This window comes from Allostella sp., from assembly GCF_041913585.1.
Lineage (GTDB): Bacteria > Pseudomonadota > Alphaproteobacteria > ATCC43930 > Allostellaceae > Allostella.
Genome location: NZ_JAYSFE010000016.1, coordinates 18,729 through 45,709, shown reverse-complemented (window position 1 = coordinate 45,709; position 26,981 = coordinate 18,729). Strand labels below are relative to the sequence as shown.

General features: G+C 71.9%; 19 protein-coding genes. 10 read left to right on the top strand and 9 right to left on the bottom strand.

Features of this window, described 5'->3' with window-relative positions; genetic code table 11:
* Window positions 1-50 precede the first annotated feature (50 nt).
* Both ACE3Q3_RS05100 and ACE3Q3_RS05095 read right to left on the bottom strand, forming a co-directional pair.
* Window positions 51-1,301, bottom strand: a complete 1,251-nt coding sequence (locus ACE3Q3_RS05100; protein WP_374442889.1) for a Zn-dependent hydrolase — start codon at window positions 1,299-1,301, stop codon at window positions 51-53.
* A complete protein-coding gene (locus ACE3Q3_RS05095) occupies window positions 1,298-2,512 on the bottom strand; it encodes a diaminopropionate ammonia-lyase (RefSeq protein WP_374442886.1) in 1,215 nt (404 codons plus the stop codon). Before ACE3Q3_RS05095 ends, ACE3Q3_RS05100 begins: the two co-directional genes overlap by 4 nt.
* A gap of 136 nt (window positions 2,513-2,648) precedes the next feature.
* Between ACE3Q3_RS05095 and ACE3Q3_RS05090 the strand changes: the two genes are divergently transcribed.
* The 7 genes from ACE3Q3_RS05090 to ACE3Q3_RS05060 all read left to right on the top strand — a co-directional run bounded on the left by ACE3Q3_RS05090 (window position 2,649) and on the right by ACE3Q3_RS05060 (window position 12,754).
* Window positions 2,649-4,226, top strand: coding sequence for a gamma-glutamyltransferase family protein (locus tag ACE3Q3_RS05090; protein WP_374442883.1), 1,578 nt, complete (start codon window positions 2,649-2,651; stop codon window positions 4,224-4,226).
* 211 nt (window positions 4,227-4,437) lie between these two features.
* Window positions 4,438-5,961, top strand: coding sequence for an ABC transporter substrate-binding protein (locus ACE3Q3_RS05085; protein ID WP_374442880.1), 1,524 nt, complete (start codon window positions 4,438-4,440; stop codon window positions 5,959-5,961).
* Window positions 5,962-6,079: 118 nt separating this feature from the next.
* Window positions 6,080-6,997 carry an ABC transporter permease gene (locus ACE3Q3_RS05080; RefSeq protein ID WP_374442877.1) on the top strand — a complete coding sequence of 306 codons (918 nt, stop codon included), beginning with the start codon at window positions 6,080-6,082 and terminating at the stop codon, window positions 6,995-6,997.
* Window positions 6,998-7,002: 5 nt separating this feature from the next.
* The gene (locus tag ACE3Q3_RS05075) at window positions 7,003-7,935 is read left to right on the top strand and encodes an ABC transporter permease (RefSeq protein WP_374442874.1); all 933 of its coding nucleotides are present in this window, start codon (window positions 7,003-7,005) and stop codon (window positions 7,933-7,935) included.
* Between the two features lie 10 nt (window positions 7,936-7,945).
* Complete coding sequence (locus tag ACE3Q3_RS05070; RefSeq protein ID WP_374442870.1) at window positions 7,946-8,953, top strand: ABC transporter ATP-binding protein; 1,008 nt, start codon at window positions 7,946-7,948, stop codon at window positions 8,951-8,953.
* The gene (locus ACE3Q3_RS05065) at window positions 8,950-9,921 is read left to right on the top strand and encodes an ABC transporter ATP-binding protein (protein WP_374442867.1); all 972 of its coding nucleotides are present in this window, start codon (window positions 8,950-8,952) and stop codon (window positions 9,919-9,921) included. The genes ACE3Q3_RS05070 and ACE3Q3_RS05065 overlap by 4 nt, the downstream gene beginning before the upstream one ends.
* 16 nt (window positions 9,922-9,937) lie before the next feature.
* The gene (locus ACE3Q3_RS05060; protein WP_374442864.1) at window positions 9,938-12,754 is read left to right on the top strand and encodes a cupin domain-containing protein; all 2,817 of its coding nucleotides are present in this window, start codon (window positions 9,938-9,940) and stop codon (window positions 12,752-12,754) included.
* Window positions 12,755-12,757: 3 nt separating this feature from the next.
* Here the strand turns inward: ACE3Q3_RS05060 and ACE3Q3_RS05055 are convergent, their stop codons facing one another.
* Window positions 12,758-13,936 carry an alpha-hydroxy acid oxidase gene (locus tag ACE3Q3_RS05055; RefSeq protein WP_374442859.1) on the bottom strand — a complete coding sequence of 393 codons (1,179 nt, stop codon included), beginning with the start codon at window positions 13,934-13,936 and terminating at the stop codon, window positions 12,758-12,760.
* 218 nt (window positions 13,937-14,154) lie between these two features.
* On the opposite strand from ACE3Q3_RS05055, the gene ACE3Q3_RS05050 reads away from it, so the two are divergent.
* The 3 genes from ACE3Q3_RS05050 (at window position 14,155) to ACE3Q3_RS05040 (ending at window position 18,561) form a co-directional block, all read left to right on the top strand.
* The gene (locus ACE3Q3_RS05050; protein WP_374442853.1) at window positions 14,155-15,552 is read left to right on the top strand and encodes a M20 family metallopeptidase; all 1,398 of its coding nucleotides are present in this window, start codon (window positions 14,155-14,157) and stop codon (window positions 15,550-15,552) included.
* An 82-nt stretch (window positions 15,553-15,634) separates the two neighbouring features.
* Window positions 15,635-17,068, top strand: a complete 1,434-nt coding sequence (locus ACE3Q3_RS05045; RefSeq protein WP_374442848.1) for an amidase — start codon at window positions 15,635-15,637, stop codon at window positions 17,066-17,068.
* A gap of 11 nt (window positions 17,069-17,079) precedes the next feature.
* Complete coding sequence (locus ACE3Q3_RS05040) at window positions 17,080-18,561, top strand: M81 family metallopeptidase (RefSeq protein WP_374442842.1); 1,482 nt, start codon at window positions 17,080-17,082, stop codon at window positions 18,559-18,561.
* 26 nt (window positions 18,562-18,587) lie between these two features.
* Here ACE3Q3_RS05040 and ACE3Q3_RS05035 read toward each other — a convergent pair whose 3' ends face one another.
* The 6 genes from ACE3Q3_RS05035 to ACE3Q3_RS05010 all read right to left on the bottom strand — a co-directional run bounded on the left by ACE3Q3_RS05035 (window position 18,588) and on the right by ACE3Q3_RS05010 (window position 26,906).
* Window positions 18,588-20,057 carry an ATP-binding protein gene (locus ACE3Q3_RS05035; RefSeq protein WP_374442839.1) on the bottom strand — a complete coding sequence of 490 codons (1,470 nt, stop codon included), beginning with the start codon at window positions 20,055-20,057 and terminating at the stop codon, window positions 18,588-18,590.
* An 8-nt stretch (window positions 20,058-20,065) separates the two neighbouring features.
* Complete coding sequence (locus ACE3Q3_RS05030) at window positions 20,066-21,304, bottom strand: sensor histidine kinase (RefSeq protein WP_374442835.1); 1,239 nt, start codon at window positions 21,302-21,304, stop codon at window positions 20,066-20,068.
* On the bottom strand, window positions 21,301-22,749 hold the full coding sequence (locus ACE3Q3_RS05025; protein ID WP_374442832.1) for an ATP-binding protein: 1,449 nt from the start codon (window positions 22,747-22,749) through the stop codon (window positions 21,301-21,303). The genes ACE3Q3_RS05030 and ACE3Q3_RS05025 overlap by 4 nt, the downstream gene beginning before the upstream one ends.
* A gap of 72 nt (window positions 22,750-22,821) precedes the next feature.
* Window positions 22,822-24,282 (bottom strand): amidohydrolase family protein, encoded by a 1,461-nt coding sequence (locus ACE3Q3_RS05020; protein ID WP_374442813.1) that lies wholly within the window; start codon window positions 24,280-24,282, stop codon window positions 22,822-22,824.
* A 46-nt stretch (window positions 24,283-24,328) separates the two neighbouring features.
* The gene (gene glpD, locus ACE3Q3_RS05015; RefSeq protein WP_374442806.1) at window positions 24,329-25,819 is read right to left on the bottom strand and encodes a glycerol-3-phosphate dehydrogenase; all 1,491 of its coding nucleotides are present in this window, start codon (window positions 25,817-25,819) and stop codon (window positions 24,329-24,331) included.
* A 61-nt stretch (window positions 25,820-25,880) separates the two neighbouring features.
* On the bottom strand, window positions 25,881-26,906 hold the full coding sequence (locus ACE3Q3_RS05010; protein ID WP_374442803.1) for a class I SAM-dependent methyltransferase: 1,026 nt from the start codon (window positions 26,904-26,906) through the stop codon (window positions 25,881-25,883).
* Between the last annotated feature and the right edge of the window lie 75 nt (window positions 26,907-26,981).

Sequence of the window (26,981 nt, the reverse complement as noted above, 5' to 3'; positions counted from 1 at the left end):
CGGTGAGGATGCGCGACATCGGTTCCCTCTCTCCTGTTCCTCGGCCAGCCCTATTCCTCGGCCAACTCGAGCAGCGTGTGCAGCAGCACGTCGGCGCCCGCCGCCAGATCCTCGGGCCGGGTGAACTCGCGGACGTTGTGGCTGAGGCCGCCGACCGAGGGCGCGAAGATCATCGCCGCCGGGCACAGCCGCGCCATCATCTGGGCGTCGTGGCCGGCGCCCGAGGTCATGCGGCGGATCGAGTGGCCGAGCCGGCCGGCCACCCGCTCGATGCGGGCGGCGATGCCGGCGTCGAAGACGACGGGGTCGAAGCGCGCGAGGCGGCGGGCACGGATCTCGACCTTCTCCGCCCGGGCGAGGTCGGCGGTGAAGGCGGCGAGCCGGCGCTCCGCCTCGCGCAGGGCGTCGGCGTCGGTGTTGCGCAGGTCGACCGTCATCGTCGCCCGCTGGGCGATGACGTTGATGATGTTGGGCACGAGCTCGACCCGGCCGACGGTGGCGAGCTGGTTGCCGCCCATGCGCTGCGCCAGCTCGCGCAGGAAGAGCGCGATGGCGGCGGCGGCGAACCCGGCGTCGCGGCGCAGGCGCAACGGCGTGGTTCCGGCGTGGTTCGACTGGCCCTCGATCGTCAGCTCCTGCCAGGAGATGCCCTGCAGGCTGTCGACGGCGCCCAGCGTCACCCCTTCGGCGTCGAGGACCGGCCCCTGCTCGATATGGAGCTCGACGAAGGCGCGCGGCCGGATGGTGCCGACCGGCATGTCGCCGACATAGCCGATGCGCGCCAGCTCGTCGCCGAGGACGGCGCCGTCGATGCCGCGCGCGGCCAGCGCCTCCGCCAGCGACAGGCCGCCCGCATGGACGAGGCTGCCCATCATGTCGGGGGCGAAGCGCGCGCCCTCCTCGTTGGTGAAGACCGCGACGGCGAGCGGCCGCCGGGTCAGGATCTCGGCCGCGTTGAGGACCCGCACGACCTCGAGCCCGGCGAGCACGCCGTAGTTGCCGTCGTAGCGGCCGCCGGTGCGCACCGTGTCGATGTGCGAGCCGGTCATCACCGGCGGCCCATCCTCGCGGCCGGCGCGGATGCCGAAGATGTTGCCGATCGCGTCGATCCGCACGAAGAGACCCAGTTCGCGCATCCACTCGACGACGAGGTCGCGGCCGGCCTTGTCCGCGTCGGTCAGCGCCAGCCGGCAGCAGCCGCCGCCCTCGATCGCGCCGACTTGGGCCAGGGCGTCGAGTCGGGCCGTGAGCCGCGCGCCGTCGATGCGGAAATCGGCGATGCGGGGGCCGGCGGCGGTCATGCCGCGGCCCGCACGGCGGCGGCCGGGCGGCCGACCAGCTCGGCATAGAGCGCCGGGTCGGTGTCGCCCTCGCTGCCGAAGAGCAGCACCCGCGAGCCTGCGTCGAGGCCGAGCCGCAGGCGCGCCGCCGGATCGGCGGCCGCCGCCATCAGCCCGGCGAGGCCGCCGACCCCGGACTCGCCCGCCACCACCGGCGGCGTGCCGGCGGCCAGCGCCCGCATCGCCGCGACCGCGGCCGCGTCGGGGATGGTCATGAAGGCGTCGGCGCCGGTCTCCAGCACCGCCCAGGCGATCAGCGAGACCTCGCCGCAGGCGAGCCCGGCCATGATGGTGTCGAGCGCGCCGGGGAAGACGGCGGGCCGCCCGGCCTGGGCGCTGGCGAAGAGGCAGGCCGCCCGCTCCGGCTCGACGACGACGAAGCGCGGCCGGTCCCTGCCCCAGCGCTCCCAGAAATGGCCGCAGATCGCGGCCGCGAGGCCGCCGACGCCGGCCTGGACGAAGCAGTGGGTCGGCCGCTCGCCCGGCGGCAGCTGCGCCATCGCCTCGTCGGCCATCAGGGCATAGCCCTGCATGACGTCGCGCGGCACGTCGACATAGCCCTCGTAGGAGGTGTCGGAGACGACGAACCAGCCGTTGCGGGCGGCGTCCTCGGCCGCCCGGCGGACCGAATCGTCGTAGTTGCCGGGGGTGCGCACGACCTCGGCGCCGAAGGCGGCGATGGCGTCGCGGCGGCCGTCGCTCACCGTCTCGTGGATATAGATGACGCAGCGGCAGCCGAAGGTGCGGGCGCCCCAGGCGACCGAGCGGCCATGATTGCCGTCCGTGGCGCAGGTGACGGTGATGCCGGCGACGAGGTCGCGGTGGCGGCCGGCGGCGAGGTCGGCGGCGCCGACGGTCTCCCCCGTGCGGGCGCGGATCTCGCGCTGGAGCAGCCGGAACACGGCGTAGGCGCCGCCCAGCGCCTTGAAGCTGCCGAGGCCGAAGCGGCCGCTCTCGTCCTTGTACCAGACGGCGGCGACGCCGAGGTCGCCGGCCAGCCCGGGCAGCGCCACCAGCGGCGTCGCCGCGTAGCCCGGCCATTGCCGGATCTCGTCGCGGGCGGCGGTGAAGGCGGCCGCATTGAGGACGGCGCTCTGGGCCGGCCCATAGGACGCGGCCGGCCCGGCGGCGCGCGGGTTGGGGAAGAGGCGGTGGGGGATGGCGGTCGTCATGGCGGCGGGACATTAACCCGGCTGCCGCGTCGTGGGCGAGGGGAAGCGCCGATTGGCCCTTGTGGCACCGCTCCCGCGCGCGGTACGGGAATCGTCCCTCCGCTGCCGATCCCGCCATTCCCTCCGGGAGCCCGCCATGATCGATCATTCGTTCAGCCACAACCTGCAGATGACCAAGGCGGTCGTCCGCTCCAGGGGCGGCGTCGTCGCCTCGCAGAGCCGGCGCGCGGCCGATGCCGGCGCGGCCGTGCTGCGCGCCGGCGGCAACGCCGTCGATGCCGCCATCGCCGCCTCCTTCACGGTCGGCGTGCTGGAGAACTGGATGAACGGCATCGGCGGCGGCGGCTGCATGCTGGTCTATGTCGCGAAGGAGAAGCGCGTCCACGCCATCGACTTCACGATGGTGGCGCCGCTCGGCATCGATCCCGCCGACTATCCGCTGACCGGCACCGGCGGTGCGGCCGATCTCTTCGGCTGGCCGGGGGTGCTGGGCGACCGCAACGTCCACGGGCCGCTGTCGATCGCCGTGCCGGGCTACCTCGCCGGCATCGACCTGGCGCGCCGCACCTTCGGCTCGAAGCCGCTGGCGGAACTGATGGCGCCCGCCATCGGCCATGCGGAGCAGGGGCTGATGGTCGACTGGTATGCGACGCTCCTGATCTCGACCGGCGCCAAGGACCTGCTGAAATACCCCGGAAGTGCCGCGATCTGGCTCGACGGCGGCGTGCCGCCGGTCGGCAACTGGTCGGGTCCGCCGAAGATGCTGCCCTTCCCGAAGCTGGCGGCGACGCTGCGGCACATCGCGGCCCATGGTGCGGAGGACTTCTACAAGGGCGCCATGGCCCGCAAGGTCGTGGCCGACATGCAGGCCGTCGGCGCGAAGATCACGCTCGACGACCTCGCGCGCTACGAGGCGCGGCTGGTCGAGTCGATCCGCCTGCCCTACCGCGGCTTCGACGTCCACGCCATGTCCGGCCTCACCGCCGGCCCGACCGTCGCCAAGTGCTTCGCCCGGCTGGCGGCCGAGGCGGCGGGCGGCGACGGCGCCCCCGACACCGAGCGCTACCTCGCCTATGCCCGCACGCTGCACGACGCCTATGCCGAGCGGCTGGAGACGATGGGCGAGGCCGAGGGCACCAAGGAGCCGGTCTCGACCACCCATCTCGCCGCCATCGACGGCGAGGGCAACATGGTGACCATCACCCAGACCCTGCTGTCGCTCTTCGGCAGCAAGGTGACCCTGCCCGAAACCGGCATCCTGATGAACAACGGCATCATGTGGTTCGACCCGCGGCCGGGCCGGCCGAACTCGATCGCCCCCGGCCGGCGGCCGCTCAACAACATGTGCCCCCTGGTGGTGACCAAGGACGGCGCGCCGCGGTTCGCCATCGGCGCCTCGGGCGGACGCCGGATCATGCCGGCGGTGATGCAGATCTCGGCCTTCCAGATGGATTACGGCATGGGCTTCGGGGAGGCCTTTGCGCAGCCGCGGCTCGACGTCAGCGGCCTCGACGGGGTCACCGCCGAGCCGCGCCTGCCGCAGGCGACGCTGGACGCGCTCGCCGCCGAGTTCCCGCTCAGCGTCCAGCCGCGCATGGTCTATCCCAAGAACTACGCCTGCCCGGTCGCGGTCGCGGTCGACCCGGCGACGGGCGAGCGGCTCGGCACCGCCGAGCCGTCGCAGCCGTGGGGCGACGGCGCGGCGGAGATCTGACGGCCGGCCGGGCACGGGTCTTGCTTGACGGGGCGCGGAGGCTTCGCGCGTCGCCGGCAGGCGGGCCCGTGCCGCTGGACCTCGACGCTTGTCAGGTCCGACGGCCGGGTTATTGTAGCTGCCAAGGAACAAGAACGCGCGGGATCCGCAGGGATCGACGACCGTTCGGAGCGCTCCTCCGCCGTGGGGGAGCAAATGGGGAAGGGGAAGCATGATGAAGCAATGGGCAATCGCCGCATCCGCGGCGGCGCTGGCGGTTTCGTGGGGCGCGCCCGACGCAGCCGCCCAGAAGTCCAAGGACACGCTGCGCGTAGCCTGGCAGTACACGGTCGAGAACGTCGACAACTACTTCAACACCAACCGCGAAGGCATCCTCTTCTCGCGGATGGTCTGGGACACGCTGGTCGATCGCGACCCCAAGACCTTCAAGACGATCCCGAACCTGGCGACGGCCTGGAAATGGGCCGACGACCGCACCCTGGAGATGGAACTGCGCCAGGGCGTGAAGTTCCACAACGGCGAGGAGTTCGACGCCGACGACGTCGTCTTCACGCTGAACTGGGTGTCCAACCCCGAGAACAAGGTCCTCAACCAGTCGAACGTGAGCTGGATCGAGAAGGTCGAGAAGATCGACAAGTTCAAGGTCCGGATCATCAGCAAGAAGCCGTTCCCGGCGGCGCTGGAGTTCCTGACGATCCCGATCGTCATGTACCCGAACGAGTACTACGCCAAGGTCGGCCCGAAGGAGATGGGCCTGAAGCCGGTCGGCACCGGTCCCTACAAGGTGACCAAGATCGAGCCGGCGAAGGAATACACGCTGGAGCGCTGGGAAGGGCATTTCTCGGGCGGCTCCAAGCCGCACGCGAAGATCAAGAACATCGTCATCCGCACCATCCCCGAGATGTCGACCCAGATCGCCGAGCTGCTGGCCGGCGGCGTCGACTGGATCTGGTACGTCCCGACCGACCAGGCCGACCGCCTGGAGCGGGTGCCGAGCCTGAAGGTCGACCGGGCGGAGACGATGCGGACGGGCTATATCGGCTTCGACGCCTCGAACCGCACCAGCAACAAGGCGATCAACGACGTCCGCGTGCGGCAGGCGATCGCGCACGCCATCGACCGCGACGCCATCATCAAGAACCTGATCGGCGGCGCCTCGCGCAAGATCCACGCGCCCTGCTTCCCGACGCAGTTCGGCTGCGACGATTCGGTGGCGACGAAGTACGAGTACGATCCGGCCAAGGCGAAGAAGCTGCTCGCCGAGGCGGGCTTCGCCAACGGCTTCGACCTCGACTTCTATGCCTACCGGCCGCGCGACTGGGCCGAGGCGATCATGGGCTACCTGACCGCGGTCGGCATCCGCCCGAAGCTGCAGCACATGACCTACATCGCGGTGCGCGACAAGAACCATGAGGGCGTCACCCCGATGTACTTCATGGACTGGGGCTCGTACTCGATCAACGACGTCTCGGCGATCATGCCGAACTTCTTCGGCGGCAGCCCCGACGACTTCGCCCGCGACCCCGACGTCCAGAAGTGGCTCGCCGCCGGCGGCTCGACCGTCGACGAGAAGGCGCGCAAGGAGAACTACTCCAACGCCATCAAGCGCATCACCGAGCGCGTCTACTGGCTGCCGATGTTCAGCTTCGTGACCAACTACGCCTACACCAAGGATCTCGACTTCACGCCCTTCGCGGACGAATTGCCGCGCTACTACCTCTACGGCTGGAAGTAACCGGCAGGATGCGACGGGGGCGGCAGGCCGCCCCCGTCGACTGCCACGAGTCCCGGCACGAGTACCGATCCCGAGCGGCGCTTCCGAGCGTCCTTCCTCTCCAGCCCCGGGCGACCCGATGCTCGCTTACTCCCTGAAGCGTCTCGTACTGGCCTTCCTCGTGGTGCTGACGGTTTCCGGCATCACCTTCACCCTGACGAATGCGGCGATCGACCCGGCCAAGGCGCTGGCCGGCGAGTCCGCCACCGCCGCCGACATCGAGGCGATCCGCAAGGCCTACGGCTTCGACCGGGCCTACATCGTCCAGTATGCCGACTGGCTCGGCAGCGCGCTCACCGGCCAGTTCGGCGAATCCTTCCGCATGCGCCGGCCGGTCGCCACCCTGCTCGCGGAGCGGCTGCCGGTGACCATGACGCTCGGCGTCTGCGCCCTCGCCTTCGCGCTCCTGCTGTCGATCCCGCTCGGCGTGGTCGCCGCGCTGAAGCCGAACTCCGCCGTCGACCGGGTCGCGCTCTCCCTGTCCGTGCTCGGGCAGGCCCTGCCGACCTTCTGGTTCGCGCTGATGATGATCATCCTGTTCGGCGTGGTGCTGCGCTGGCTGCCGATCTCCGGCTCGGACACCTGGCTGCACTTCGTCATGCCGTCGGTGGCGCTCGGCTACTATGCGACGCCGGCCTTCATGCGGCTGACGCGCGCCGGCATGATCGAGGTGCTGGCCTCCGACTACATCCGGACCGCGCGGGCGAAGGGCCTGCGCCCGGGGACCGTCCTCTTCAAGCACGCGCTGCGCAACGCGGTCATCCCCGTGGTGTCGCTGGCGGCGGTGCAGTTCGGCTTCATGCTCGGCGGCTCGGTCGTCATCGAGACGATCTTCGCCCTGCATGGCGTCGGCTTCCTCGCCTGGGAATCGATCAGCCGCTCCGACATCCCGGTGGTGCAGGCGATCGTGCTGCTGATCTCGCTCTTCTACATCGTGCTGACGCTGGTGGCGGACCTCCTCAACGCCTACCTCGATCCCCGCATCCGGGTGGCGTGACGGCCATGTCGACCTCGACCCTGATCGGCCCCGGCCGCCTGTCGCCCGAGCAGATGCTGGCGCCAAGCCCCGCGGCCCTGCTCCGCCGCCGCATCTTCGGCCATCGCAGCCTGATGTTCGGCATCGTCGTCCTCGGCCTCATGCTGGCGATGGCGGCCGGCGCCTGGTTCATCGCCCCGCACGACCCCTATGCCCAGAGCCTCGCCACAAGGCGCCTGCCGCCGATCTGGCACGCCTGGTTCTGGGACGACCCGAAGGCGACCTGGGACCATGTCCTGGGCACCGACAAGGTCGGGCGCGACTATCTCTCGCGCCTCATCTACGGCGCCCGCATCTCGCTCCTGATCGGCGTCGCGACGATGCTGCTGTCGGGCATCATCGGTACGACGCTGGGCGTGCTCGCGGGCTATTTCGGTGGCCGCGTCGACCTCGTCGTCACCTTCCTCGTCACCACGCGGCTGTCGATGCCGGTGGTGCTGGTGGCGCTGGCGGTGGTCGCGCTCTATGGCGGATCGCTGGAGGTGGTGATCCTGGTCCTGGGCTTCCTCCTCTGGGACCGCTTCGCCGTCGTCATGCGCAGCGTCACCATGCAGGCGCGCTCGCTCGACTACGTCACCGCGGCGCAGGCGATCGGCTGCTCGACGCCCTACATCCTTCTGCGCGAGATCCTGCCCAACATCCTGAACTCGCTGGTGGTGGTGGCGACGGTCGAGATGGCCAACGCCATCCTGCTCGAGGCCGCCCTGTCCTTCCTCGGCCTCGGCGTCCAGCCGCCGCTGCCGTCCTGGGGCCTGATGCTGTCGGAAGCGAAGGAGGACATGTTCTTCAGCCCGTGGATGATCACGCTGCCGGGCATCTGCCTCTTCTTCCTCGTCCTCTCGATCAACCTGCTGGGCGACGGCGTGCGCGACGTCACCGCGCCCGAGAACCGGAACTGACTGGGAACCGATGAGCGCCATCCTCGAAGTCCAGAACCTCCGGGTCGAAATCCCGATCGCCACCGGCACCCTGGTGCCGGTGCGCGGCATCAGCTTCAGCGTCCAGCGCGGCGAGACGCTCTGCATCGTCGGCGAGTCCGGCTGCGGCAAGTCGCTGACCTCGCTGTCGATCATGAATCTCCTGCCGAAGCGGGCGAAGCGCACCGCCGACCGACTCATGCTGGGCGACGCCGACCTCCAGGCGATGGACGAGCGCGCCATGTCGGACGCCCGCGGCAACCGAATGGCGATGATCTTCCAGGAGCCGATGACCAGCCTCAACCCGGCCTACACGGTCGGCAACCAGCTCGAGGAGGCCTATCTGCGCCACCGCCGGGCGTCGCGGCGGGAGGCGCGGGAACGGGCCGTCTTCCTCCTCGAGAAGGTCGGCATCAGCGCCGCCGCCAGCCGCCTCGGCCAGTATCCGCACCAGCTCTCCGGCGGCCTCCGGCAGCGGGTGATGATCGCCATGGCGCTGATGTGCGGGCCCGAGCTCATCATCGCCGACGAGCCGACGACGGCGCTCGACGTCACCATCCAGGCACAGATCCTCCACCTGCTCGCCTCCCTGCAGCGGGAGCTGCAGATGGGCGTGATGCTCATCACCCACGACCTCGGCATCGTCGCCCGCGTCGCCGACCGGGTCGCCGTCATGTATGCCGGCGAGATCGTCGAGAGCGGCACGGTCCACGAGGTCTTCTCGCGTCCGCTCCACCCCTACACGCAGGGGCTGCTGCGCTGCATCCCGGTGCCGGGCCGGACGAAGCGGGGTGCGCATCTGGGCTCGATCCCGGGGGTGGTTCCGGCACTCTTCGGCGATCCGACGCAGTGCAGCTTCGCCAACCGCTGCGAGCACGCGACCCCGGCCTGCACGGCCGGACCGGTCCCGCTCACCGCGCTCGGCGAGGGCCGCGCCTACCGCTGCGTCCTGCCGGTCGAAACCTGCATCGCCAACCAGGCGCGTCCGGTGGCCGCATGACCCCGATCCTGGAAACCGCCAACGTCTTCCGCACCTTCCAGATCGGCACCGGCTTCCTCAAGCCGAAGCGCCCGCTCCATGCCGTCAACGGCGTGACGCTCCGGCTCGCCAAGGGCGAGGTGCTGGGGCTGGTCGGGGAATCGGGCTGCGGGAAGTCGACGCTGGCGCGCATGCTGCTCGGCCTGCTGCCGCCCTCCTCGGGCGACATCCTGATCGGCGGCCAGGCACTGTCGACGCTCGACCGGCGGGCGACGGCGCGGCGCATCCAGCCGATCTTCCAGGACCCCTACTCCTCGCTCAACCCGCGCAAGACGATCGGCGACATCATCCAGCTGCCGCTCAAGGTCCACCGCGTCGGGTCGCCGTCGGACTGGCCGGCCAAGGTCCGCGAGATGATGGACATGGTGGGCCTGCCCCACCGCTACGCCGACAACTACCCGAGCCAGCTCTCCGGCGGCCAGCGCCAGCGCGTGGCGATTGCGCGCGCGCTCATCATGCGGCCGGAACTGGTGATCTGCGACGAGCCGACCTCGGCGCTGGACGTCTCGGTGCAGTCGCAGATCCTGAACCTGCTGCTCGACCTCCAGCGCGAGCTCGGGCTGACCTACCTGCTCATCAGCCACAACCTCGCCGTCGTCGAGCACATGGCCCACCGGGTGGCCGTCATGTATCTCGGGCGCATCGTCGAGGAGGCGGAGACCGACCAGCTCTTCCGCGACCCGCAGCACCCCTACACCCAGGCGCTGCTCGCCTCGGTGCTGACGCCGGAGCCGGGACTGGGCGTCCCCGACGCCCATCTCGGCACCGCCTTCCCGAACCCGATCGACCCGCCGCCCGGCTGCACCTTCCATCCGCGCTGCCCGCACGCCATGGCCGTGTGCCGGACGATCGCGCCGAAGCCGCTGCCGACCGCGACCGGACATGTCGAGTGCCATCTCTACGACACCCAGATGAAAGAGGCGTCCTGACGCCGCATTCCCCGTCATGCCGGAGCCCTTGACGGGGCGCGAGCGGTTCGCGCGCGACGGCTTCGTCGGACCGGCGGCAGTGCTCACCGCGGCGCAGTGCGCGCTTCTGCTTCGCCACGAAGCCGCCGGCTCCCATCCGCCCCCGCTCGACTGGAACAAGGGTCGCGCCGCCACCGATCCGCTGTTCGCCGACATCGCGCGCACCCCGGCGATCCTGCGCCTCCTGCGCCCGCTGCTCGGCGACGAGGTGATCCTCTGGGGAGCCTCGATCGTCCGCCGCGGCCCGGGCGACGTCCACACCTGGCACACGGACATCGAGACGTCGGCCCCGGACGGGCGGTTCGTCTCGGTCTGGATCGGACTGGAGAACACCGGCGTCGCGTCGGGGCTGACCCTGGTCCGCGGTTCGCACCGGCTGCCGCGCACGATCCAGGAGGAACTGCATCGCCGCGGCCTGCGACGGAGCGAGCTCGCCGACGCCGACGTTCTCGCGATCGCCCGCGAGACCGATCCCGAGGCGACGCTGGAGACCCCGCCGGTCGCCGACGGGCTGGCGATCCTGTTCCACGGGCGCACCTGGCACGGCTCGCGCAACCGGCGCGGCGGGCCGCCGCGGAGCGCCCTCCTGCTGCAGTACGCCGCGGCGGCCACTCCGGTCCGCATTCTCGATTCGCGCCGCCTGGAATGGCCGTTCGCCTTCCTCGACCAGCCGCGACCGCCGGTCCTGGCCGTGCTCGGGGCGGGCGACGCGCGCGCGAACCGGCTGGTCCTGCCGCCCGAACGGGCCGGAAGCCTGCCGCGGGAGCGGGTGTTCCCCCTCGCCCTGCCACTGCCGCGCCCGGCCGGGGCCGCCTGGCAGCCGCATCCCCTGCTGTCGGGGCGGGCGCCCAATCTCGCCGCCTTCACCTGCCACGCCTCGGTGCTGGCCCCCGGCCACCAGCCGCATCCGCCGCACAGGCACATCGAGGAGGAAATCCTGGTCGTCCTCGACGGCGCGGCGGAACTGACGATCGCCGCGAGCCCGGACGACCCGGCGCCGCGGCGGATCGCCGCCGGGACCGGCCACGCCGCCTACTATCCCGCCTACCAGCACCACACGATCCGCAATGCCGGCCCCGGGCCTCTCAGCTACGCGATGATCAAGTGGTCGGGACCGGCCGCGGCCGTGGACACGGCACTGGCCGTGCAGTCCGACGCCGATCCCGGCGCGGCCGCGACGCCCGGCCGGGACGGCGTCGCCATCCGGCCGATCTTCGAGGGCCCGACGCAGTTTCTCGGCAAGCTGCATGCCCACCGCACCACCGTCCGGCCGGGCGGCGGCTATCCCGCCCATGTCGATCCGCACGACATCGTCATCTTCGTGCTGTCCGGCCGCGTCCGCACGCTGGGCCGGGAGGTCGGCGCCGGGGCCGTGCTGTTCCATCCGGCGGGCGAACCGCACGGGATGGAGAACCCCGGACCGGAGCCCGCCCGCTACCTCGTCTTCGAGTTCCACGCGCCCGGCCCCGCGACCGTTGCCGCCGTCGTCGACGCGAACTGGTATCTGGCGCGCTACCCGGACGTGGCGGCCGCCGGGATCGACCCGCTGCACCACTATCTGCGCTTCGGCGCGCGGGAAGGGCGGCTGCCGCGGCCGCCGACGCCGGCCGCGGCCATGGACACCGACCTGCTGGATCCCGCCTGGTACCTCGCCCGCTATCCCGACGTCGCCGCGTCGGGGCAGGACCCGGTCCGGCACTATCGGGATTTCGGCGCCGCCGAAGGGCGCGAAGCCTGTGCCGACCATGCGCTTCGCCTCGCCCAGCGGTCCGGACTATTCGATGCGGACTGGTATCGGCGCCGGCATCCGGGCGAACCCGGTTCGGCCGAGGCGCTGCTCCGGGCCTACCTTTCCGAACCGGCCCTGTGGCACCGGGCGACGGGGCCGCGCTTCCACGGCGCCGCCTATCTGGCGGACCATCCCGACGTCGATGCGGCCGGGCTCAATCCGCTCGTCCACTATCTCCGGCACGGCCGGCGCGAAGGTCGCGCCCTGCCCGTCGTCCAGGACTGGCAGCCGCCGCCGGACCTGGAGCGGCGCCTCGCCCGCTACCGCGCCCGGCCGCGCGGCGCCCGGGCGCCGATGGCGGTCTGCACGGCGATCGTCGGCGGCTACGAGACGCTGATGGTGCCGGACCGCCCGGACCCGGCCGTCGACTATCTCTGCTTCTCGGATCGTCCGACCGACGGCTACGGCCTGTGGGACGTGCGTCCGATCCCCTTCCGGCACGAGGATCCGGTGCGCGTCGCCCGCTTCGCCAAGACCCATCTGACGACGCTGGCGGAGGGCTACGAGGCGATCGCCTGGATCGACGGCAACGTGCTGCTTCGCGGCGACCCTCTGGCCCATGCCGAGCGCGTGGCCGCCGCCGGCTGGGGCATCGGGCTCGTGCCCCATCCCGAGCGCGACTGCGTCTTCGCCGAGGCCGAGGCCTGCAAGGCCATGGCGCGCGACGATCCCGCAATCATCGACGCGCAGATGGAGCGCTATCGCGCGCTGGGGGTCCCGGCAGGCGCCGGCCTGTGGGAAACCAACTTCTTCGTCCTGCGTCCCGGCGAACCCGGCGTCCGCGCCGCATGCCGGCTGTGGTGGCACGAGATCGCCCGCCACAGCCGCCGCGACCAGCTGTCCCTCGGCTACGCGCTCGCACGCTCCGGCGCCGTTTCCGGGGCCCTGCTGCCGCCGGGGGTATCGGTGCGGAACCACCCGGACTTCCGCTATTTCGACCACGCCGTCTGCCGGCGGATGATCGCGCCGGAATTCCTGCGCGCAGCGGTCGCCGCCCCGGGCTGACCCTCAGATCCGCCGGTTGCGCAGCCGGTCCTCCGGCTTCTCCCACATCAGGAAGTCGGGCCCGAGCCGGTCGATCGCGGGGCAGCCCATCTGCGCCATGGCGAGGTCGACCTCGCGGCGCATGATGGCGAGCGCCTTGTCGACGCCCGGCTTGCCGGCCGCCGCCGCGCCGTAGAGCGTTGCCCGGCCCATGAAGACCAGCTTGGCGCCGAGGCACTGGGCGATCAGTGCGTCGCTGCCGCGGCGGACGCCGCCGTCGAGCATCACCGTCATCCGCTCGCCCACCGCCTCGACCACCGCCGGCAGGACGTCGAGCGGCGCCGGCGACCGGTCGAGCTGGCGGGCGCCGTGGTTCGACACCATGATCCCGTCGACCCCGAGGTCGGCCGCCCGGATCGCGTCGTCGGGATGCATGATGCCCTTCAGCACGAGGTTGCGCGGCCACAGGCGGCGCAGCTTCTCGACGTCGCTCCAGGTCAGCGGCGGATAGGATTCCGCGACCACGAAATCCGCCACCTCGTCGGCGGTGGCGCCCGGCTTCGCATAGGGCGCCCAGTTGTCGAACATCGGCGTGCCGGTGCGCAGGTACTCCATCATCCAGCCCGGGTGCAGCAGCGCCTCGAGACGGGTGCGCAGGCTCATCCGGAGCGGGCGGGCGAAGCCGTTGCGGATGTTGCGCTCGCGGTTCGAAGGACAGGGCACGTCGACGGTCAGCACCAGGGTCGAGAGGCCGGCGTCGCGGGCGCGCGCCACCATCCCCTCCGAGATGCTCCACGTCTTGGCCGGATAGAGCTGGTACCAGCCGTGCTCGGGCGCGACCCGCGCCAGGTCCTCGATCGAGCCGGTGGCGCTGCCCGACATGATGAAGGGGATGTCGGCGTCGCGCGCCGCCTCGGCCAGCATCATGTCGGCGCCGGGACGGAAGAGGCCGGCGAGGCCGGTCGGCGCGATCCCGAAGGGGCTGGCATATTCCCGGCCGAAGAGGGTCGTCTTCTGGCTGCGCTGGGTCACGTCGACCATGAAGCGCGGCACGATGCGGTAGTTGCGGAACGCGTCGACCGCCCGGTCGAGCCCGTCCTCGCCGTCGACGCCGCCCTCGATGAAGTCGTAGCAGATCCTGGGCAGCCGCCGCTTGGCCATGCGGCGCAGGTCGTCGAGATTGACGGCACGCTCGAGATTCATCGCTTCCACCCCGGACTGGATCGTTCGTTCCGACGACGGCGCCGCCCCGGAGCGGGCCTCGACTCGCCGTCATTCTGGTTCGCCGGCCCGACCCTTCCAAGGGCTTCCCGCTGGCCGGTCGCATCATTTCCGGCATATTGTCGAGGTCCTTCCGCGAGCGGTCCCGCGCGGCCGCGCCACGACATTCCGATTCGATCCGAACCGGCGAGGCCCTTGCCATGTCCCGCGATGCCGTCATCCAGGAAATCGAGCGGCACTTCGATTCCGGCGCCTTCCATGCCGACCTCGCGCGCCGCGTCGCCATCCCGACGGAGAGCCAGAACCCCGACCGGCGCCCCGTCCTCTACCAGTACCTGAACGCGGAGATCGGGCCGGCGCTGGCCGGGCTCGGCTATCGCTGGGAGGTGCTGGAGAACCCGGTCGCCGGCGGCCCGCCCTTCCTGGTGGCGGAGCGCCACGAGGGCGACCATCTGCCGACGGTGCTCACCTACGGCCATGGCGACGTCGTCCGTGGCCAGGAGGAGCAGTGGACGAAAGGCAAGGGGCCCTGGCAGCTCGACCTCGACGGCGAGCGCATCTATGGCCGCGGCACCGCCGACAACAAGGGCCAGCACACGATCAACCTCGCCGCGATCGCCGCGGTCCTGAAGTTGCGCGGCCGGCTCGGCTTCAATTCCCGCATCCTCATCGACATGGGCGAGGAGGTCGGCTCCCCCGGGCTCGACGCCTTCTGCGCCGCCCATCGCGACCGGCTGGCGAGCGACGTGCTGATCGGCTCGGACGGGCCGCGCCTGCAGCCCGGACAGCCGACGCTCTACATGGGCACGCGCGGCGCCTTCAACTTCGACCTCACGATCGACCTGCGCCAGGGCGGCCACCATTCCGGCAACTGGGGCGGGCTGCTCGCCAATCCCGGCATCCTGATGGCCCATGCGCTGGCCAGCCTGACCAGCCCGACCGGCGCCATCCGCGTGCCGGAATGGCGCCCCGCGCCGATGACGAACTCGGTGCGCGCCGCACTCTCCGGCCTCATCGTCGACGGCGGCGAGGACGGGCCGGAGATCGACCCCGACTGGGGCGAGCCCGGGATGTCGCCGGCCGAGCGGGTTTTCGGCTGGAACAGCTTCGAGGTGCTGGCGATGCGCACCGGCAACCCCGACAAGCCGGTCAACGCCATCCCGCCCAGGGCCACCGCCCACTGCCAGATCCGCTACGTCGTCGGCTCCGACCCGGAGGAGTTCCTGCCGGCGCTGCGCCGCTGGTTCGACGCCCACGGCTTCCCGATGGTGCAGGTCAGCCGGTCGCGCGGCGAGGCGGCACCCGCCACCCGGCTCGATCCCGAGCATCCCTGGGTCGTCTGGACCGCGGACTCGGTCGAGCGCACCCTCGGCCGACGGCCGGCGCTGCTGCCCAACCTCGGCGGCACGCTGCCCAACCACGCCTTCGCGCTGACGCTCGCCACGCCCACGGTCTGGGTCCCGCACTCCTATGCCTCGTGCTCCCAGCACGCGCCGGACGAACACATGCTGGCGCCCATCGCCCGCGAGGGCCTGCGCATGATGGCCGGCATCTTCTGGGACCTCGGCGAGCCGGGCACGCCGGCCCGCGCCGCCTGAGCCGCCGACCGGAAGCATGCCTTCGCCCGCTGCCACGGGCCGCCATCCCACACGGAATTCGACCGCTCGAAAGGACATTCCCATGACCCAGCTCGTCGACCAGCCCGCCGTCGAACTGCGCCGCCTGATCGGAACCCGCCAGCTCTCGCCCGTCGAACTGCTGGAAGCCTGCCTCGTCCGCATCTCGGAAGTGAACCCGGTCCTCAACGCCGTCACCGCGATGTGCGTCGACCGCGCCCGCGACGAGGCGCGGCGGGCCGAGGAGGCGGTGATGCGCGGCGACCCGCTGCCGCCGCTGCATGGCCTGCCGGTCGGCATCAAGGACCTGAACGAGACGGGCGGCCTCCGCACCACCTGGGGCTCGCCGCTCTTCGCCGACTATGTGCCGGCCAAGGACGAGCGGATGGTGGCGGGGGTGCGCGCCGCCGGCGCCATCGTCGTCGGCAAGACCAACGTCCCCGAATGGGGGGCGGGCGCCAACACCAACAACCCGGTCTATGGACCGACCGGCAACGCCTGGGATCCGACCCGCATCTGCGGCGGCTCGTCGGGCGGCTCGGGCGTCGCGCTCGCGACCTCGATGCTGCCGATCTGCACCGGCTCGGACACCGGCGGCAGCCTGCGCATCCCCGCCGCCTTCTCCGGCATCGTCGGCTACCGGCCGTCGCCGGGCCTGGTGCCGTCGGAGCGGCGCGGTCTCGGCTGGACCGCGCTCTCGGTCGTCGGGCCGATGGGCCGCAACGTCGCCGACACCTGCCTCCTGATGGAGGCCATGGTCTCCGACGACAGCCGCGACCCCTTCGCCGGCCCCGTCGACCCGGCGGCCTTCGCGCGGCCCGGTCGCTGCGACCTCGCCTCGCTCCGCGTCGCCTTCTCCGAGGATCTGGGCTTCGCGCCGGTCGACAACCGCATCCGCGCGACCTTCCGCGAGCGCGTCGACCTCTTCAAGCACGTCTTCAAGGAGGCCGCCTGGCGCGATCCCGACATGGAGGGGGCGGACTTCGCCTTCGACACCATGCGCGCCCAGAACTTCCTCGCCTCGCACCGCGAGCGCTACGAGAAGCACCGCGACAAGCTCGGCCCCAACATCGTCGCCAACTACGAGCAGGGGCTGAAGTTCACCGCGCTCGACATCGCCGAGGGCCACAAGGCGCAGACCCGCATCTTCCGGTCGTTCCAGGAGTTCTTCCGCGAGTTCGACTTCCTGATCTCGCCGACCGTGCCGGTGCCGCCCTTCCCGGTCGACCAGCTCTACGTCACCCACGTCAACGGCGAGCCGCTGCGCCACTACTTCCATTGGCTGGCGCTGACCTACGGCATCACCCTGACCGGCCATCCCTCGCTCAGCATGCCGTGCGGGCTGGAGCCCACCGGGACGCCGTTCGGTCTCCAGGTGATCGGACCGCATCGCGGCGACCTCAAGCTGCTCGCCTTCGCCAACGCCCTCGAGCAGGTGCTGGAGCGCGACCCGCGCACCGCGCGCCCGATCCCCGACCTCGCCAAGCTGAAGAAGTGAGGACCCCTGTCATGCCGCGCCTGCTGCTGGTCCACATCTCCCACGAGACCAACACCTTCTCCCGGCTGAAGACCGACCTCGCCGCGTTCCAGCGCCGCATGTTCCATCTCGGCGACGCCTCGGTGATCCAGGCGATGCGCGGGACCCGGACGGAGATCGCCGGGTTCCTCGACGCCGCGGAAACCTACGGCTGGGACGTGCGGCTGCCGATCTCGGCCGCCGCCACGCCCAACGGCACGGTGACGGAAGAGGCCTGGGAGGCCCTGACCCGCCCCGTCCTCGACGCCCTCGCCGAACCGTTCGACGGCATCCTGATCGCCTTCCACGGCGCCATGGTGGCGGAGGGGGCGGACGATGCGGAGGGCGAACTCCTGACCCGCATCCGCGAGCGCATCGGCCCCAAGGTGCCGATCGCCATCACGCTCGACCTGCACGCCAACGTGACCGAGACGATGTGCCGGCACGCCGACATCGTCATCGCCTACCGCACCTATCCGCACATCGACCAGTACGAGCGGGCACAGCAGGCCGCCGCCCTGATGAAGCGGACGCTGGACGGCGAGATCCGGCCGCAGGCGGTGGTCGTCAACCGGCCGACGCTGCTGGGCTTCGACGGCGGCAAGACGACCATCGAGGGCGTGATGACCGAGGCGCTGCGCCGCGCCGACGCCTTCGAGAAGGAGCCGGGCATCCTCGTGGTCAGCGTCCATGCCGGCTTCACCCGGTCCAACATCCGCGACGCCGGGCCGTCCGTCGCCGTCACCCATGACGGCCAGCCGGAGCGCGCCCGCGCCATCGCCGACGCGCTCATGGACTATTGCTGGGAGAACCGGGCCAACAGCTCGACCCAGCGAACGACGGTCGGCGAGGCGGTCTCGATCGCGCGCCGGCCGGACGCGAGCGGCAAGCCGCTGGTGCTGGCCGACTATACCGACAACCCCGGCGGCGGTGGCTACGGCGATGCCACCAACCTGCTGCGTGGCCTGCTCGCCGGCGGCGTCAGGGATGTCGCCGTGTCCTCGATCACCGATCCCGAGGCGGTCGAGGCCTGCCGCAAGGCCGGCGTCGGCGCCACCGTCGAGCTCGCGATCGGCGGCAAGATCGACCCCGAGTTCGGCGGCCCGCCGCTGCCGGTGAAGGGCGTCGTCCGGTATCTCGGCGACGGCGAACTCACCTTCGACGGACCGATGTCGAAGGGCGTGCGCTCGAACATGGGCAAGGTCGCGGTGCTGCAGGTCGGCGAGATGGAGATCATCCTCGCCAGCAACCGCTTCCAGACGATCGACCGCCAGCATTTCCTCTCGGTCGGCATCGACCCGACCAAGAAGAACGTGCTGGTGGTAAAATCCTCCCAGCACTTCCGCGCCACCTTCGCGCCGATGGCGCGGCGCGTACTGACCGTGGACACGGGGGCGCTCACCACGCCGGAGCTGTCGCGCTTCGACTTCTCGAAACTGCGCCGGCCGATCTGGCCGCTCGATCCCCTGCCCTGAGGCGGCCGACCCTGGCCCGACCTGCGCTAACCCGGTAGGGGCGCCTTCTCCCGGAGCGGTTCGTCGGGCGCGACGGACCGCTCCGGTGGGAACTCGAGGATCGCAGTCGTTCCCTTGTCGGGCACGCTGTCGAGGACCAGTCGTCCCTGGTGCAGGGCGATCAGTTCCTTGACGACGCCGAGGCCGAGGCCGGTCCCCGTCGGCTGGCCGGGGCTGTCGGGGCCGCGATAGTAGGGTTCGCCGAGGCGCGCCAGCACCTCGGGCCGGATGCCGACGCCGTTGTCCTCGACCCGGACGGCGATGCCGCCGTCCTCGCGCCGCACCGCCGACGTGCTGACGATCCCGCCGGGGCTGAAGCGGACGGCGTTCGACAGCAGGTTGAACAGCATCTGGCGCACCATGCGCGGGTCACCCCGCAGGCGCGGCACCGTGTCCTCGACGGCGACGACCAGTTGCACGGCACCGGCCTGGGCGATCGGCGCCACCACCGGAATCTCCCGGCCGAGCAGGTCGGCCAGGTCGATCGCCTCTTCGCGCAGCACGGGGCGCCGGTCGTCGGCCTCGTCCGTCAGGCCGGAGACGAGCTCGAGAAGGTGCTGGCCGGACTGGTGGATCAGCGATGCATAGTCCCGGTACTTCGGCGTCGGGAGCGGCCCCAGGACCTCCTGCTCGATCATCTCCGAATAGCCGAGGACGGCCGACAGCGGGGTGCGGAACTCGTGGCCCAGCCGCCGGACGAAGGCGATGCGCTGGCTGGCCTCGCCCTCGAGGCGTTCCTTGGCCTGGCGCAGCGCGTCCTGCACCCGCTTGATCTCGGTGATCCGCGTCCGCAGCGACAGCCGCAGCCCGTGCCGCGTGGTGACGACACGGACCTTCTCCCACTCGCCGGAATCGGTCATCCGTTCCGTCATGCCGGGCTGGTTGGCCCGGAATTCCGCGACCCGCCGCCGGACGAACGCATCGGGGTCGTGCTCGGCCTGGGCGTCGGCGAAGGCGCCGGCGGCGATTGTCCGCCGCAGCATCTGCTCGAAGGTCTGGCCGACCAGTTCCTCCTCCGGCGGCAGATGCGGGTAGCGGCGGTGATAGGCGACGTTGCCGAAGAGATAGCGGTCCTCCGCATCGTAGACGACGGTGCTGGTGTCGATGCTGTCCAGCACCTGGCGGAGGAAGTCGGCGTCGTCCTTGGGCGAGGGGACGAGAACCGCCCACGCGCCGCCGGCGAGCGGCAGCCGACGGACCGCGGCGGTCCGGCCGTCCGGCAGATGGACGCGGCCGGAATCGTCCGGCTGCAGCGCCGCCTCGGGGTCGCGGCCGGCCAGGAAACGCCGCAGGCTGGCGTTGGCATGGACCAGCCGGCCGTCGGGGGCGAATACCGCGACCCCGGTTCCCTCACGGTCGAGGTCGGCCGTCAGGCCGGCGAGCCGGGCGACGGGATCGCCGTCGTCGCGATCGCCGCCGGGGCCGGACTCCGGTGCCGCGTCCTTGTCCTTGGCCATGGCGCCGGCTACGCCGCCTCGACCAGGGCCGCCGTGCGCTCGGCCGGGAACGACAGCGTGGCCGTCGTCCCCTGGCCCGGCGTGCTGGCGAGGACGAGCCGGCCCTGGTGCAGCGCCATCAGTTCCTTGACCACGGCCAGGCCGAGGCCGGCGCCCGTGTCGCCGCCGGCGGCCTGGGCCGGGCCGCGGAAATAGGGATCGCCCGCGCGCGCCAGGATGTCGGGCGCCATGCCGGCCCCGTCATCGACGATCGAGAGGTCGATGCCGCCGTCGGCGCGCTGGGCGAGCGACACCGACACGGTGCCCCGGCGGGTGAAGCGGACGGCGTTCGACAGCAGGTTGAGGATCATCTGCCGGACCAGGCGCACGTCCCCGCGCAGGCGGGGGAAGGCGCGCGGCAGGTCGAGGGCGAGGAGCGTGCGGTTGTCGCGGGCCGCCGGTTCGACGACGGTGATCTCGCGCCGGAGCGTGTCGACGAGGTCAATCGCGCCCTCCGCCACCTCCATCCGGCCGGCCTCGATGCGGCTGAGCTGGAGGATCTGGTTGACGAGGTCGAGCAGCCGCTGCCCCGCCTGGACGATGGCCGAACCGTACTCGCGATAGCGCTCGGGCCCGGCCGGCCCGACCACCTCGCCCTCGATCATGCCCGCATAGCCGAGGATGGCGGTGAGCGGGGTCCGCAGTTCGTGGCTGAGCTTGGCGATGAACGAGACGCGCTGCGCGCCCTCGCGCTCCAGCCCCTCGAGGGCACCCCGCAGTTCCTCCTGAACCCGCTTCTGCTCGGTGACGTCGCTGCGGATCGACAGCCGGAAGCCGTCGGAGGTCAGGACCAGGCGCAGGATGTCCCAGGTGCCGTCGGAATTGAGCTGTTCCCGGCGCGTTCCGTCCGGCTGCCGCAATTGCTCGAGCCGCCGCGCGAGATAGGCTTCGGGGTCCTCGATCGCCTGCTTGTCGACGATGTCGCCGCGGTCCATGGCGTAGCGGACGATCTCGGTGAAGGAGCGGCCGGCCAGTTCCGCGTCGTCGGCGAGGTGGGGATAGCGCCGATGGTAGGCTTCGTTGCCGATCATGTAGCGGTCGTCGGGGCTGAAGACCACGACCGAGTCGTCGAGGCAGTCGAAGACCTCCCGATAGAGCGCGGCACCGGACGAGAGGTCGCGCCCGGCCGCGTCGGCGCGGACCGCGTCGAGCACCGTGTCCAGCCAGTCGGCCAGCTGCTCGCGCTCGTCCCTCGGCCGAGTGGTCATGGCGTGGTCGCCGTTCCGACGATCGAGCGCTCGGCGGGGAAGGACAGGGTCGCCGCCGTGCCGCTGCCGAGGGCGCTCGTCACATGGAAGCATCCCTGATGCTGGAGCAGCAGTTCCTTGACGATGGCGATCCCGAGCCCGGCGCCGGCCTCCGCGACCGGGCCCGATCCCGGACCCTGGAAATAGGGCTCGCCGATCCGTGCCAGCACCGCCTCGGACATGCCGGCACCGGTGTCGCGCACCGTCACGTCGATGCCGCCGTCCTCGCGCAGGCGCGGCGAAACCGAGACGACGCCGTCGGCGGTGTGGCGGATCGCGTTGCCGACCAGCGCCTGGACCATCTGCCGCAGCATCCGGGGGTCGCTCCGCAGGTGCGGGAGCCCGCTCGGCAGGATCAGCGCGAGCTGGGTCCCGTTGTCGCGCGCCGGCTGCTCGAAGCCCGCGATCTCGGCGCGCAGCAGCTCCCCCAGGTCGACCGGCTCCTCGCGCATCTCGCCGCGCCGCGCCTGGGTCCGGCTCATCTCCAGCAGGCCTTCGACGAGAGCGAGGAGCTGGCGGCCCGACTGCCGGATCAGTGCCGCATATTCCTGGTACTTGGGCGAGCCGAGCGGTCCCAGCACTTCCGACTCGATGAGTTCGGCATAGCCCAGGACCGCCGACAGGGGCGTGCGCAGATCGTGGCTCAGGCGCGCCACGAAGCGGGCCTGGGCGGCCCCCTCGACCTCCAGCCGCTCCTTGGCGCGCCGGAGTTCCTCCTGGATGCGCTTCTGCCCGGTGATCTCCGTGCGCATCGACAGTCGCAGGCCGGACGGCGTGTAGGTGGTGCGGAGCAGGTCCCAGCGGCCCGACGGCGACAGCCGCTCGGATTCCCCCGGCCGGTGGTCGCGGAACTCGGCGAGGCGCCGCTGCACGTACCCCTCGGGGTCGTGCACGGCCTGGACATCGGTCGCGACGCCGGCGGCGAGGGTGGCGCGCAGCATCTGCTCGAACGTCTTGCCGACGAGCTTCTCTTCGGCACCGTGATGGCCGTAGAGCGCATGGAAGGCGGCGTTGCCGTAGCGGTAGTGCTCGCCCGCGTCGTAGACGGCGACGGTGCTCCCGAGATGGTCCAGGATCTCGCGCAGCAGGTGCGGTTCGTCCTGGCGGGCGAGCAGAGCGGTGCCGTCCGGGCCGAACGGCAGGGACCGCAGGACGAAATGCGGCAGCGTGGCGAGGCGCGCGGCGGTCGCGGCCGGCGCCTCGTCCGGCGTCGCCATCAGGCCGCGCCAGGCCGCATTCGCATAGGCGAGCCCGCCGCCGGCATCGACGACCGCGACCGCCTCGATCAGCCGGTCGAGGAGATCGGCAACGGGTCCGTCGGCCGGCGGGCGGTCGGCCGCGGCGGACCGTCCTTCGGGCCGGCCGTCGGCATTGCCGTCGCCGCTATGACCGTTGCTGCTGCTCATGCCCCGTATTCTGCCGCCGGCCGCCCGACCCGTCGACCGGCTTGCGGTCGCCGGAGCCGGGCGGACGGCGCGTCAGGCCGCCGCGCCCTGCAGGTCCTGCCGGCGCAGCAGGCGGCCCGGGCGGTTGCCGGTGGCGGCGCCGTCGGCCCAGACCGCACGCCCGTTGACGAACACGCGCTCGATCCCGCGGGCGGGCGTGGCCGGGGCCTCGAAGGTCGCCGAATCGATCACCGTCGCCGGGTCGAACACGGTGATGTCGGCATGGGCGCCGACGGCGATCGTGCCGCGTCCGGTCAGCCGGAAGCGCTCGGCCGGCAGCGACGTCATCCGCCGCACCGCCTCCGCGAGCGGGAAGAGGCCGACGTCGCGGGCATAGTGGCCGAGCACGCGCGGGAAGGTGCCCCACAGGCGCGGATGCGGGTGGCTGTCGTGCGGCAGGCCGTCGGAGGCGACGATCGTGTGCGGATAGGAGAGGATGCGGCGGACATCGGCCTCGTCCATCATGAAATAGATGGCGCCGGCCGGGTTCAGGCGGTCGACGGCCTCGACCTGGCTGACGCCCCACTCGGCGGCGATGTCGGCGAGGTCGCGGCCGCTGACCTCGGGGTGCTTCGTCGACCAGGTGACCATGACCCGGCTGCTGCGCTCGAGCCGGCTCGAATCCAGCACCGTCGAGGCGGCGACGTAGGGATAGCAGTCGAGGCCGATGTCCTGATCGCGACGGGTGCGGTCGATGAGGGCCAGGGTCTCCTCGGAGCGGCCGAAGTTCGGCTTCCCGATCACCTTGTGGTGGCTGACGATGGCCCGCACGCCAGCCTCGCGGCCGATGCGGAAGGTCTCGCGCAGGGAGTCCATCACCCCCTCGCCCTCGTCGCGCATGTGGGTGGCGTAGAGGGCGCCGGCCGGTTCCAGCAGTTCGGCCAGCGCGATCACCTCCTCGGTCGGGGCGGCGTTGGCCGGCCGGTAGAAGAGCCCGGTCGACATGCCGATCGCGCCCGCCGCCAGCCCCTCGGCCAGGCGCTCCTTCATCGCCGCGATCTCCGCCTCCGTCGCCGGACGCAGGAGATCGTCCATAGCCCCGACGCGCAGCGTGCCGTGGCCGACGAGGCAGGCGGCATTGACCGCGGCCGGCGCCGCGTCGACGGCCGCCATGTAGTCGGCCATGCGCGGGAAACGGTACCATTCTTGGTCGCCCAGCAGGTCGAGCGGCGGCGGCGGGCGCCGGTCGATCGCGAGCGGCGACAGGCTGACCCCGCAATTGCCGACGACGACCGTGGTCACCCCCTGGCTCGTCTTCATCGTCATGTCGGGATTGGAGAGCAGCGCCCGGTCGTCGTGGGTGTGGACGTCGATGAAGCCGGGCGCCACCGCCTTGCCGGCGGCGTTGCAGACCTCGCCGGCGGTCGCCGCGGAGAGATCGCCGACGGCCGCGATGCGGTCGCCGACCACGCCGACATCGGCCGACCGGCCGGGCGCGCCGGTGCCGTCGTAGAGCGTGCCGCCGCGGACGATTAGGTCGAAATGCTGGGTCATGCCGGAACTCGCTGGACTGGAAGGGAATGGGGGGCGGATCGGGGCCTCAGGCCATGTAGCGGGCGACGGCGGCGCGCTGGTTCGCCGTCAGGTGCAGGCCCTCCTTGGTGCGGCGCCACAGGACGTCGTCGGCCGCCTCGGCCCATTCGGCGCGGCGCAGGCGATCGATCTCGCGCGCATAGAGGCCGGCGCCGAAATGCTGTCCGAGGTCGGGCGGGGTCCGGGCGTCCCCCAGCACGTCCGACGCCATGGTGCCGTGGCGGCGCGCCAGCCGACGCAGCCAGGCGGGGTCGAGTCCGGGATAGCGGCGTGCGAGGCCGGTACAGAAGCCGTCGAAATCGGCGTCCGCCATGTCGCCGCCGGGCAGGGACGAGCCGGCGGTCCAGGCCGGCTTCAGCCCCGGCAGCACGGTCGCGAGCTTCTCCAGCGCGTGCTCGGCGAGGCGCCGGTAGGTGGTGATCTTGCCGCCGAAGACATGCAGCGCCGGGGCCTCGCCGGCGTCGGCCTCCAGCTTCAGGACATAGTCGCGGGTCACCGCCGACGGGTTGGCCGAACCGTCGTCGTAGAGCGGCCGCACGCCGGCGTAGGTCCAGACGACGTCCGCCGGGGTCACCGGCTTGGCCAGGTACTGCGAGGCGGCGCCGCAGAGATAGGCGATCTCCTCCGGGCTGGCGGAGACCCCGGCGGGATCGCCCGCGATCGCGACGTCGGTGGTGCCGATGAGGGAGAACCGGCCCTCGTAGGGAATGACGAAGACGACGCGCCGGTCCTGGTTCTGCAGGATGAGCGCATGGTCGCCGTCGTGGACGCGCGGCACGACGATGTGGCTGCCCTTGATGTGGCGGAGCGGCGGCGTCCGGTTGGCGCCCATGACGGTGCCCGCCACCCGGTCGGCCCAGGGGCCGGCGGCATTGACCAGCGCCCGCGCGGCGACCGCCGCCTCCGTCGCGTCGCGGCGGCGCAGCCGCAGTTCCCAGTGCCCGCCGGCGCGCCGCGCCGAGACGCATTCGGTGCGGGTGCGGACGTCGGTGCCGAGGCGCTGCGCGTCCATCGCGTTCAGCACCACCAGCCGGGCGTCGTCGACCCAGCAGTCGGAATAGACGAAGCCTCGCGTCAGTTCGGGCCGCAGGCCGGCGCCGTAACCGGTGCGCCGCAGGTCGACCCCGCGCGAACCCGGAAGCTTCCTCCGGCCGCCGAGATGGTCGTAGAGGAAGAGCCCGGCACGGATCATCCAGGCGGGCCGCAGGTGCGGCTGGTGCGGCAGCGCGAAGGCGAGCGGCCAGATGATGTGCGGCGCCATCGCCAGCAGCACCTCGCGCTCGGTCAGCGCCTCGCGGACGAGGCGGAACTCGTATTGCTCCAGGTAGCGCAGGCCGCCATGGATGAGCTTGCTCGACGCCGAGGAGGTCGCGCGCGCCAGGTCGTCCGCCTCGACCAGCAGGACCGACAATCCACGCCCCGCCGCGTCGCGGGCGATGCCCGCGCCGTTGATGCCGCCGCCGATGACGGCCAGATCGAATAGTCCCGTCCCGGACATGCCGGTACCGCCCGTTCCCTGGATCGAACCGCCGGCACACTCGGCCGAAACGGCCCAAATCTCAAGCGGCGGGCTTGTCGAAGACCCGGGTCGCCGACAGGAAGCGGCGCTCGGCCGGGCCGGGCGACAGTCCGGCGGCGCCAAACAGCCCGGGGAGATCGAGCGCCAGCCAACTCCCGAAATAGGGCTCGTGGAACATCGCCGGGAACCGGGCCAGCAAGGGATCGAAGGGCGGGTGGTCGCCGGTCTGCAGGGCGTCGACCAGGACGAGCCGGCCGCCCGGCCGCAGGACCCGGGCGATCTCGGCCGCGACCGCGGTCCGCACCCGCGGCGGGAGTTCGTGGAAAAGGTAGATGCAGGTCACGGCGTCGAGGCTGCCGTCGGCGAGCGGCAGCCGTTCCGCGGGCGCCTGGACGAGGCCGAGGCGGCGGCGGCCGGCCAGACGCCGCGCCGCCGCGGCGAGGTAGGCGGCGCTGAGGTCGAAGCCGAGCGCCGCCGTCCGCGGCCAGTTGTCCTTGACCGCTTCCAGGAACCGGCCGGTGCCGCAGGCGAGGTCGGCCATGCGGGCGCCGGGCCCCGCCCGCCGCAGCGCGTCGCCGAGCGGCGGCAGGGCGCCTCGGCGCATCGCGTCGGCGGCGCCGGCGAACAGCACCTCGACCTGGAAGTCGTAGAGCCGGGCCGATTCCGCCGTCAGCCAGCCGCCCGTCTGGAAATGGAAGTTCTGCCGGTAGTAGGACGGCAGTCGCGCCGCCCCCGCCTCCGCCGCGGCCTCGCGGACGCCCTGCTCGCGGCGGCGGCGGGCGACCTTCGGCAGATCCATGAGGAAGGCCCGGCTGTCGGCGATCGCCCGCCCGGGCCGCTCCAGCAGGCTCGCCGGCAGCAGATAGTGGCCGGCCTCGACGGCCGCCCAGTCGGCCGCCACCAGCGCGTCGAGATCGGCGTCGATGGCGGCGCGGCCGGGTCCGCCCTCGCCCGACGGCCGCCGCCCGCGGTCGAGTGCCGCCGCCGCCAGCCAGTGGCCGCGAAACCAGGACCGGCGCAGGCGCTCGGCGGCGTGGAAGGCGATGCGTTCCAGTGCGTTCGGCATGCCGGCGATGTGGGGCCCGCCGGCACCGGGTCAAGCTGGACTCGCCGCGGCGCCCGCGGATATGACGGGCGCGCA

What these genes read in the sequence shown, in the direction of transcription:
- ACE3Q3_RS05050 (WP_374442853.1), top strand. Translation starts at nt 14,155, where the DNA reads ATGTCCCGCGATGCCGTCATCCAGGAAATCGAGCGGCACTTCGATTCC.
- ACE3Q3_RS05025 (WP_374442832.1), bottom strand. Translation starts at nt 22,749, where the DNA reads ATGAGCAGCAGCAACGGTCATAGCGGCGACGGCAATGCCGACGGCCGG.
- ACE3Q3_RS05020 (WP_374442813.1), bottom strand. Translation starts at nt 24,282, where the DNA reads ATGACCCAGCATTTCGACCTAATCGTCCGCGGCGGCACGCTCTACGAC.
- ACE3Q3_RS05075 (WP_374442874.1), top strand. Translation starts at nt 7,003, where the DNA reads ATGTCGACCTCGACCCTGATCGGCCCCGGCCGCCTGTCGCCCGAGCAG.
- ACE3Q3_RS05060 (WP_374442864.1), top strand. Translation starts at nt 9,938, where the DNA reads ATGCCGGAGCCCTTGACGGGGCGCGAGCGGTTCGCGCGCGACGGCTTC.
- ACE3Q3_RS05030 (WP_374442835.1), bottom strand. Translation starts at nt 21,304, where the DNA reads ATGACCACTCGGCCGAGGGACGAGCGCGAGCAGCTGGCCGACTGGCTG.
- ACE3Q3_RS05100 (WP_374442889.1), bottom strand. Translation starts at nt 1,301, where the DNA reads ATGACCGCCGCCGGCCCCCGCATCGCCGATTTCCGCATCGACGGCGCG.
- ACE3Q3_RS05035 (WP_374442839.1), bottom strand. Translation starts at nt 20,057, where the DNA reads ATGGCCAAGGACAAGGACGCGGCACCGGAGTCCGGCCCCGGCGGCGAT.
- glpD (WP_374442806.1), bottom strand. Translation starts at nt 25,819, where the DNA reads ATGTCCGGGACGGGACTATTCGATCTGGCCGTCATCGGCGGCGGCATC.
- ACE3Q3_RS05095 (WP_374442886.1), bottom strand. Translation starts at nt 2,512, where the DNA reads ATGACGACCGCCATCCCCCACCGCCTCTTCCCCAACCCGCGCGCCGCC.
- ACE3Q3_RS05070 (WP_374442870.1), top strand. Translation starts at nt 7,946, where the DNA reads ATGAGCGCCATCCTCGAAGTCCAGAACCTCCGGGTCGAAATCCCGATC.
- ACE3Q3_RS05065 (WP_374442867.1), top strand. Translation starts at nt 8,950, where the DNA reads ATGACCCCGATCCTGGAAACCGCCAACGTCTTCCGCACCTTCCAGATC.
- ACE3Q3_RS05055 (WP_374442859.1), bottom strand. Translation starts at nt 13,936, where the DNA reads ATGAATCTCGAGCGTGCCGTCAATCTCGACGACCTGCGCCGCATGGCC.
- ACE3Q3_RS05090 (WP_374442883.1), top strand. Translation starts at nt 2,649, where the DNA reads ATGATCGATCATTCGTTCAGCCACAACCTGCAGATGACCAAGGCGGTC.
- ACE3Q3_RS05010 (WP_374442803.1), bottom strand. Translation starts at nt 26,906, where the DNA reads ATGCCGAACGCACTGGAACGCATCGCCTTCCACGCCGCCGAGCGCCTG.
- ACE3Q3_RS05045 (WP_374442848.1), top strand. Translation starts at nt 15,635, where the DNA reads ATGACCCAGCTCGTCGACCAGCCCGCCGTCGAACTGCGCCGCCTGATC.
- ACE3Q3_RS05040 (WP_374442842.1), top strand. Translation starts at nt 17,080, where the DNA reads ATGCCGCGCCTGCTGCTGGTCCACATCTCCCACGAGACCAACACCTTC.
- ACE3Q3_RS05080 (WP_374442877.1), top strand. Translation starts at nt 6,080, where the DNA reads ATGCTCGCTTACTCCCTGAAGCGTCTCGTACTGGCCTTCCTCGTGGTG.
- ACE3Q3_RS05085 (WP_374442880.1), top strand. Translation starts at nt 4,438, where the DNA reads ATGATGAAGCAATGGGCAATCGCCGCATCCGCGGCGGCGCTGGCGGTT.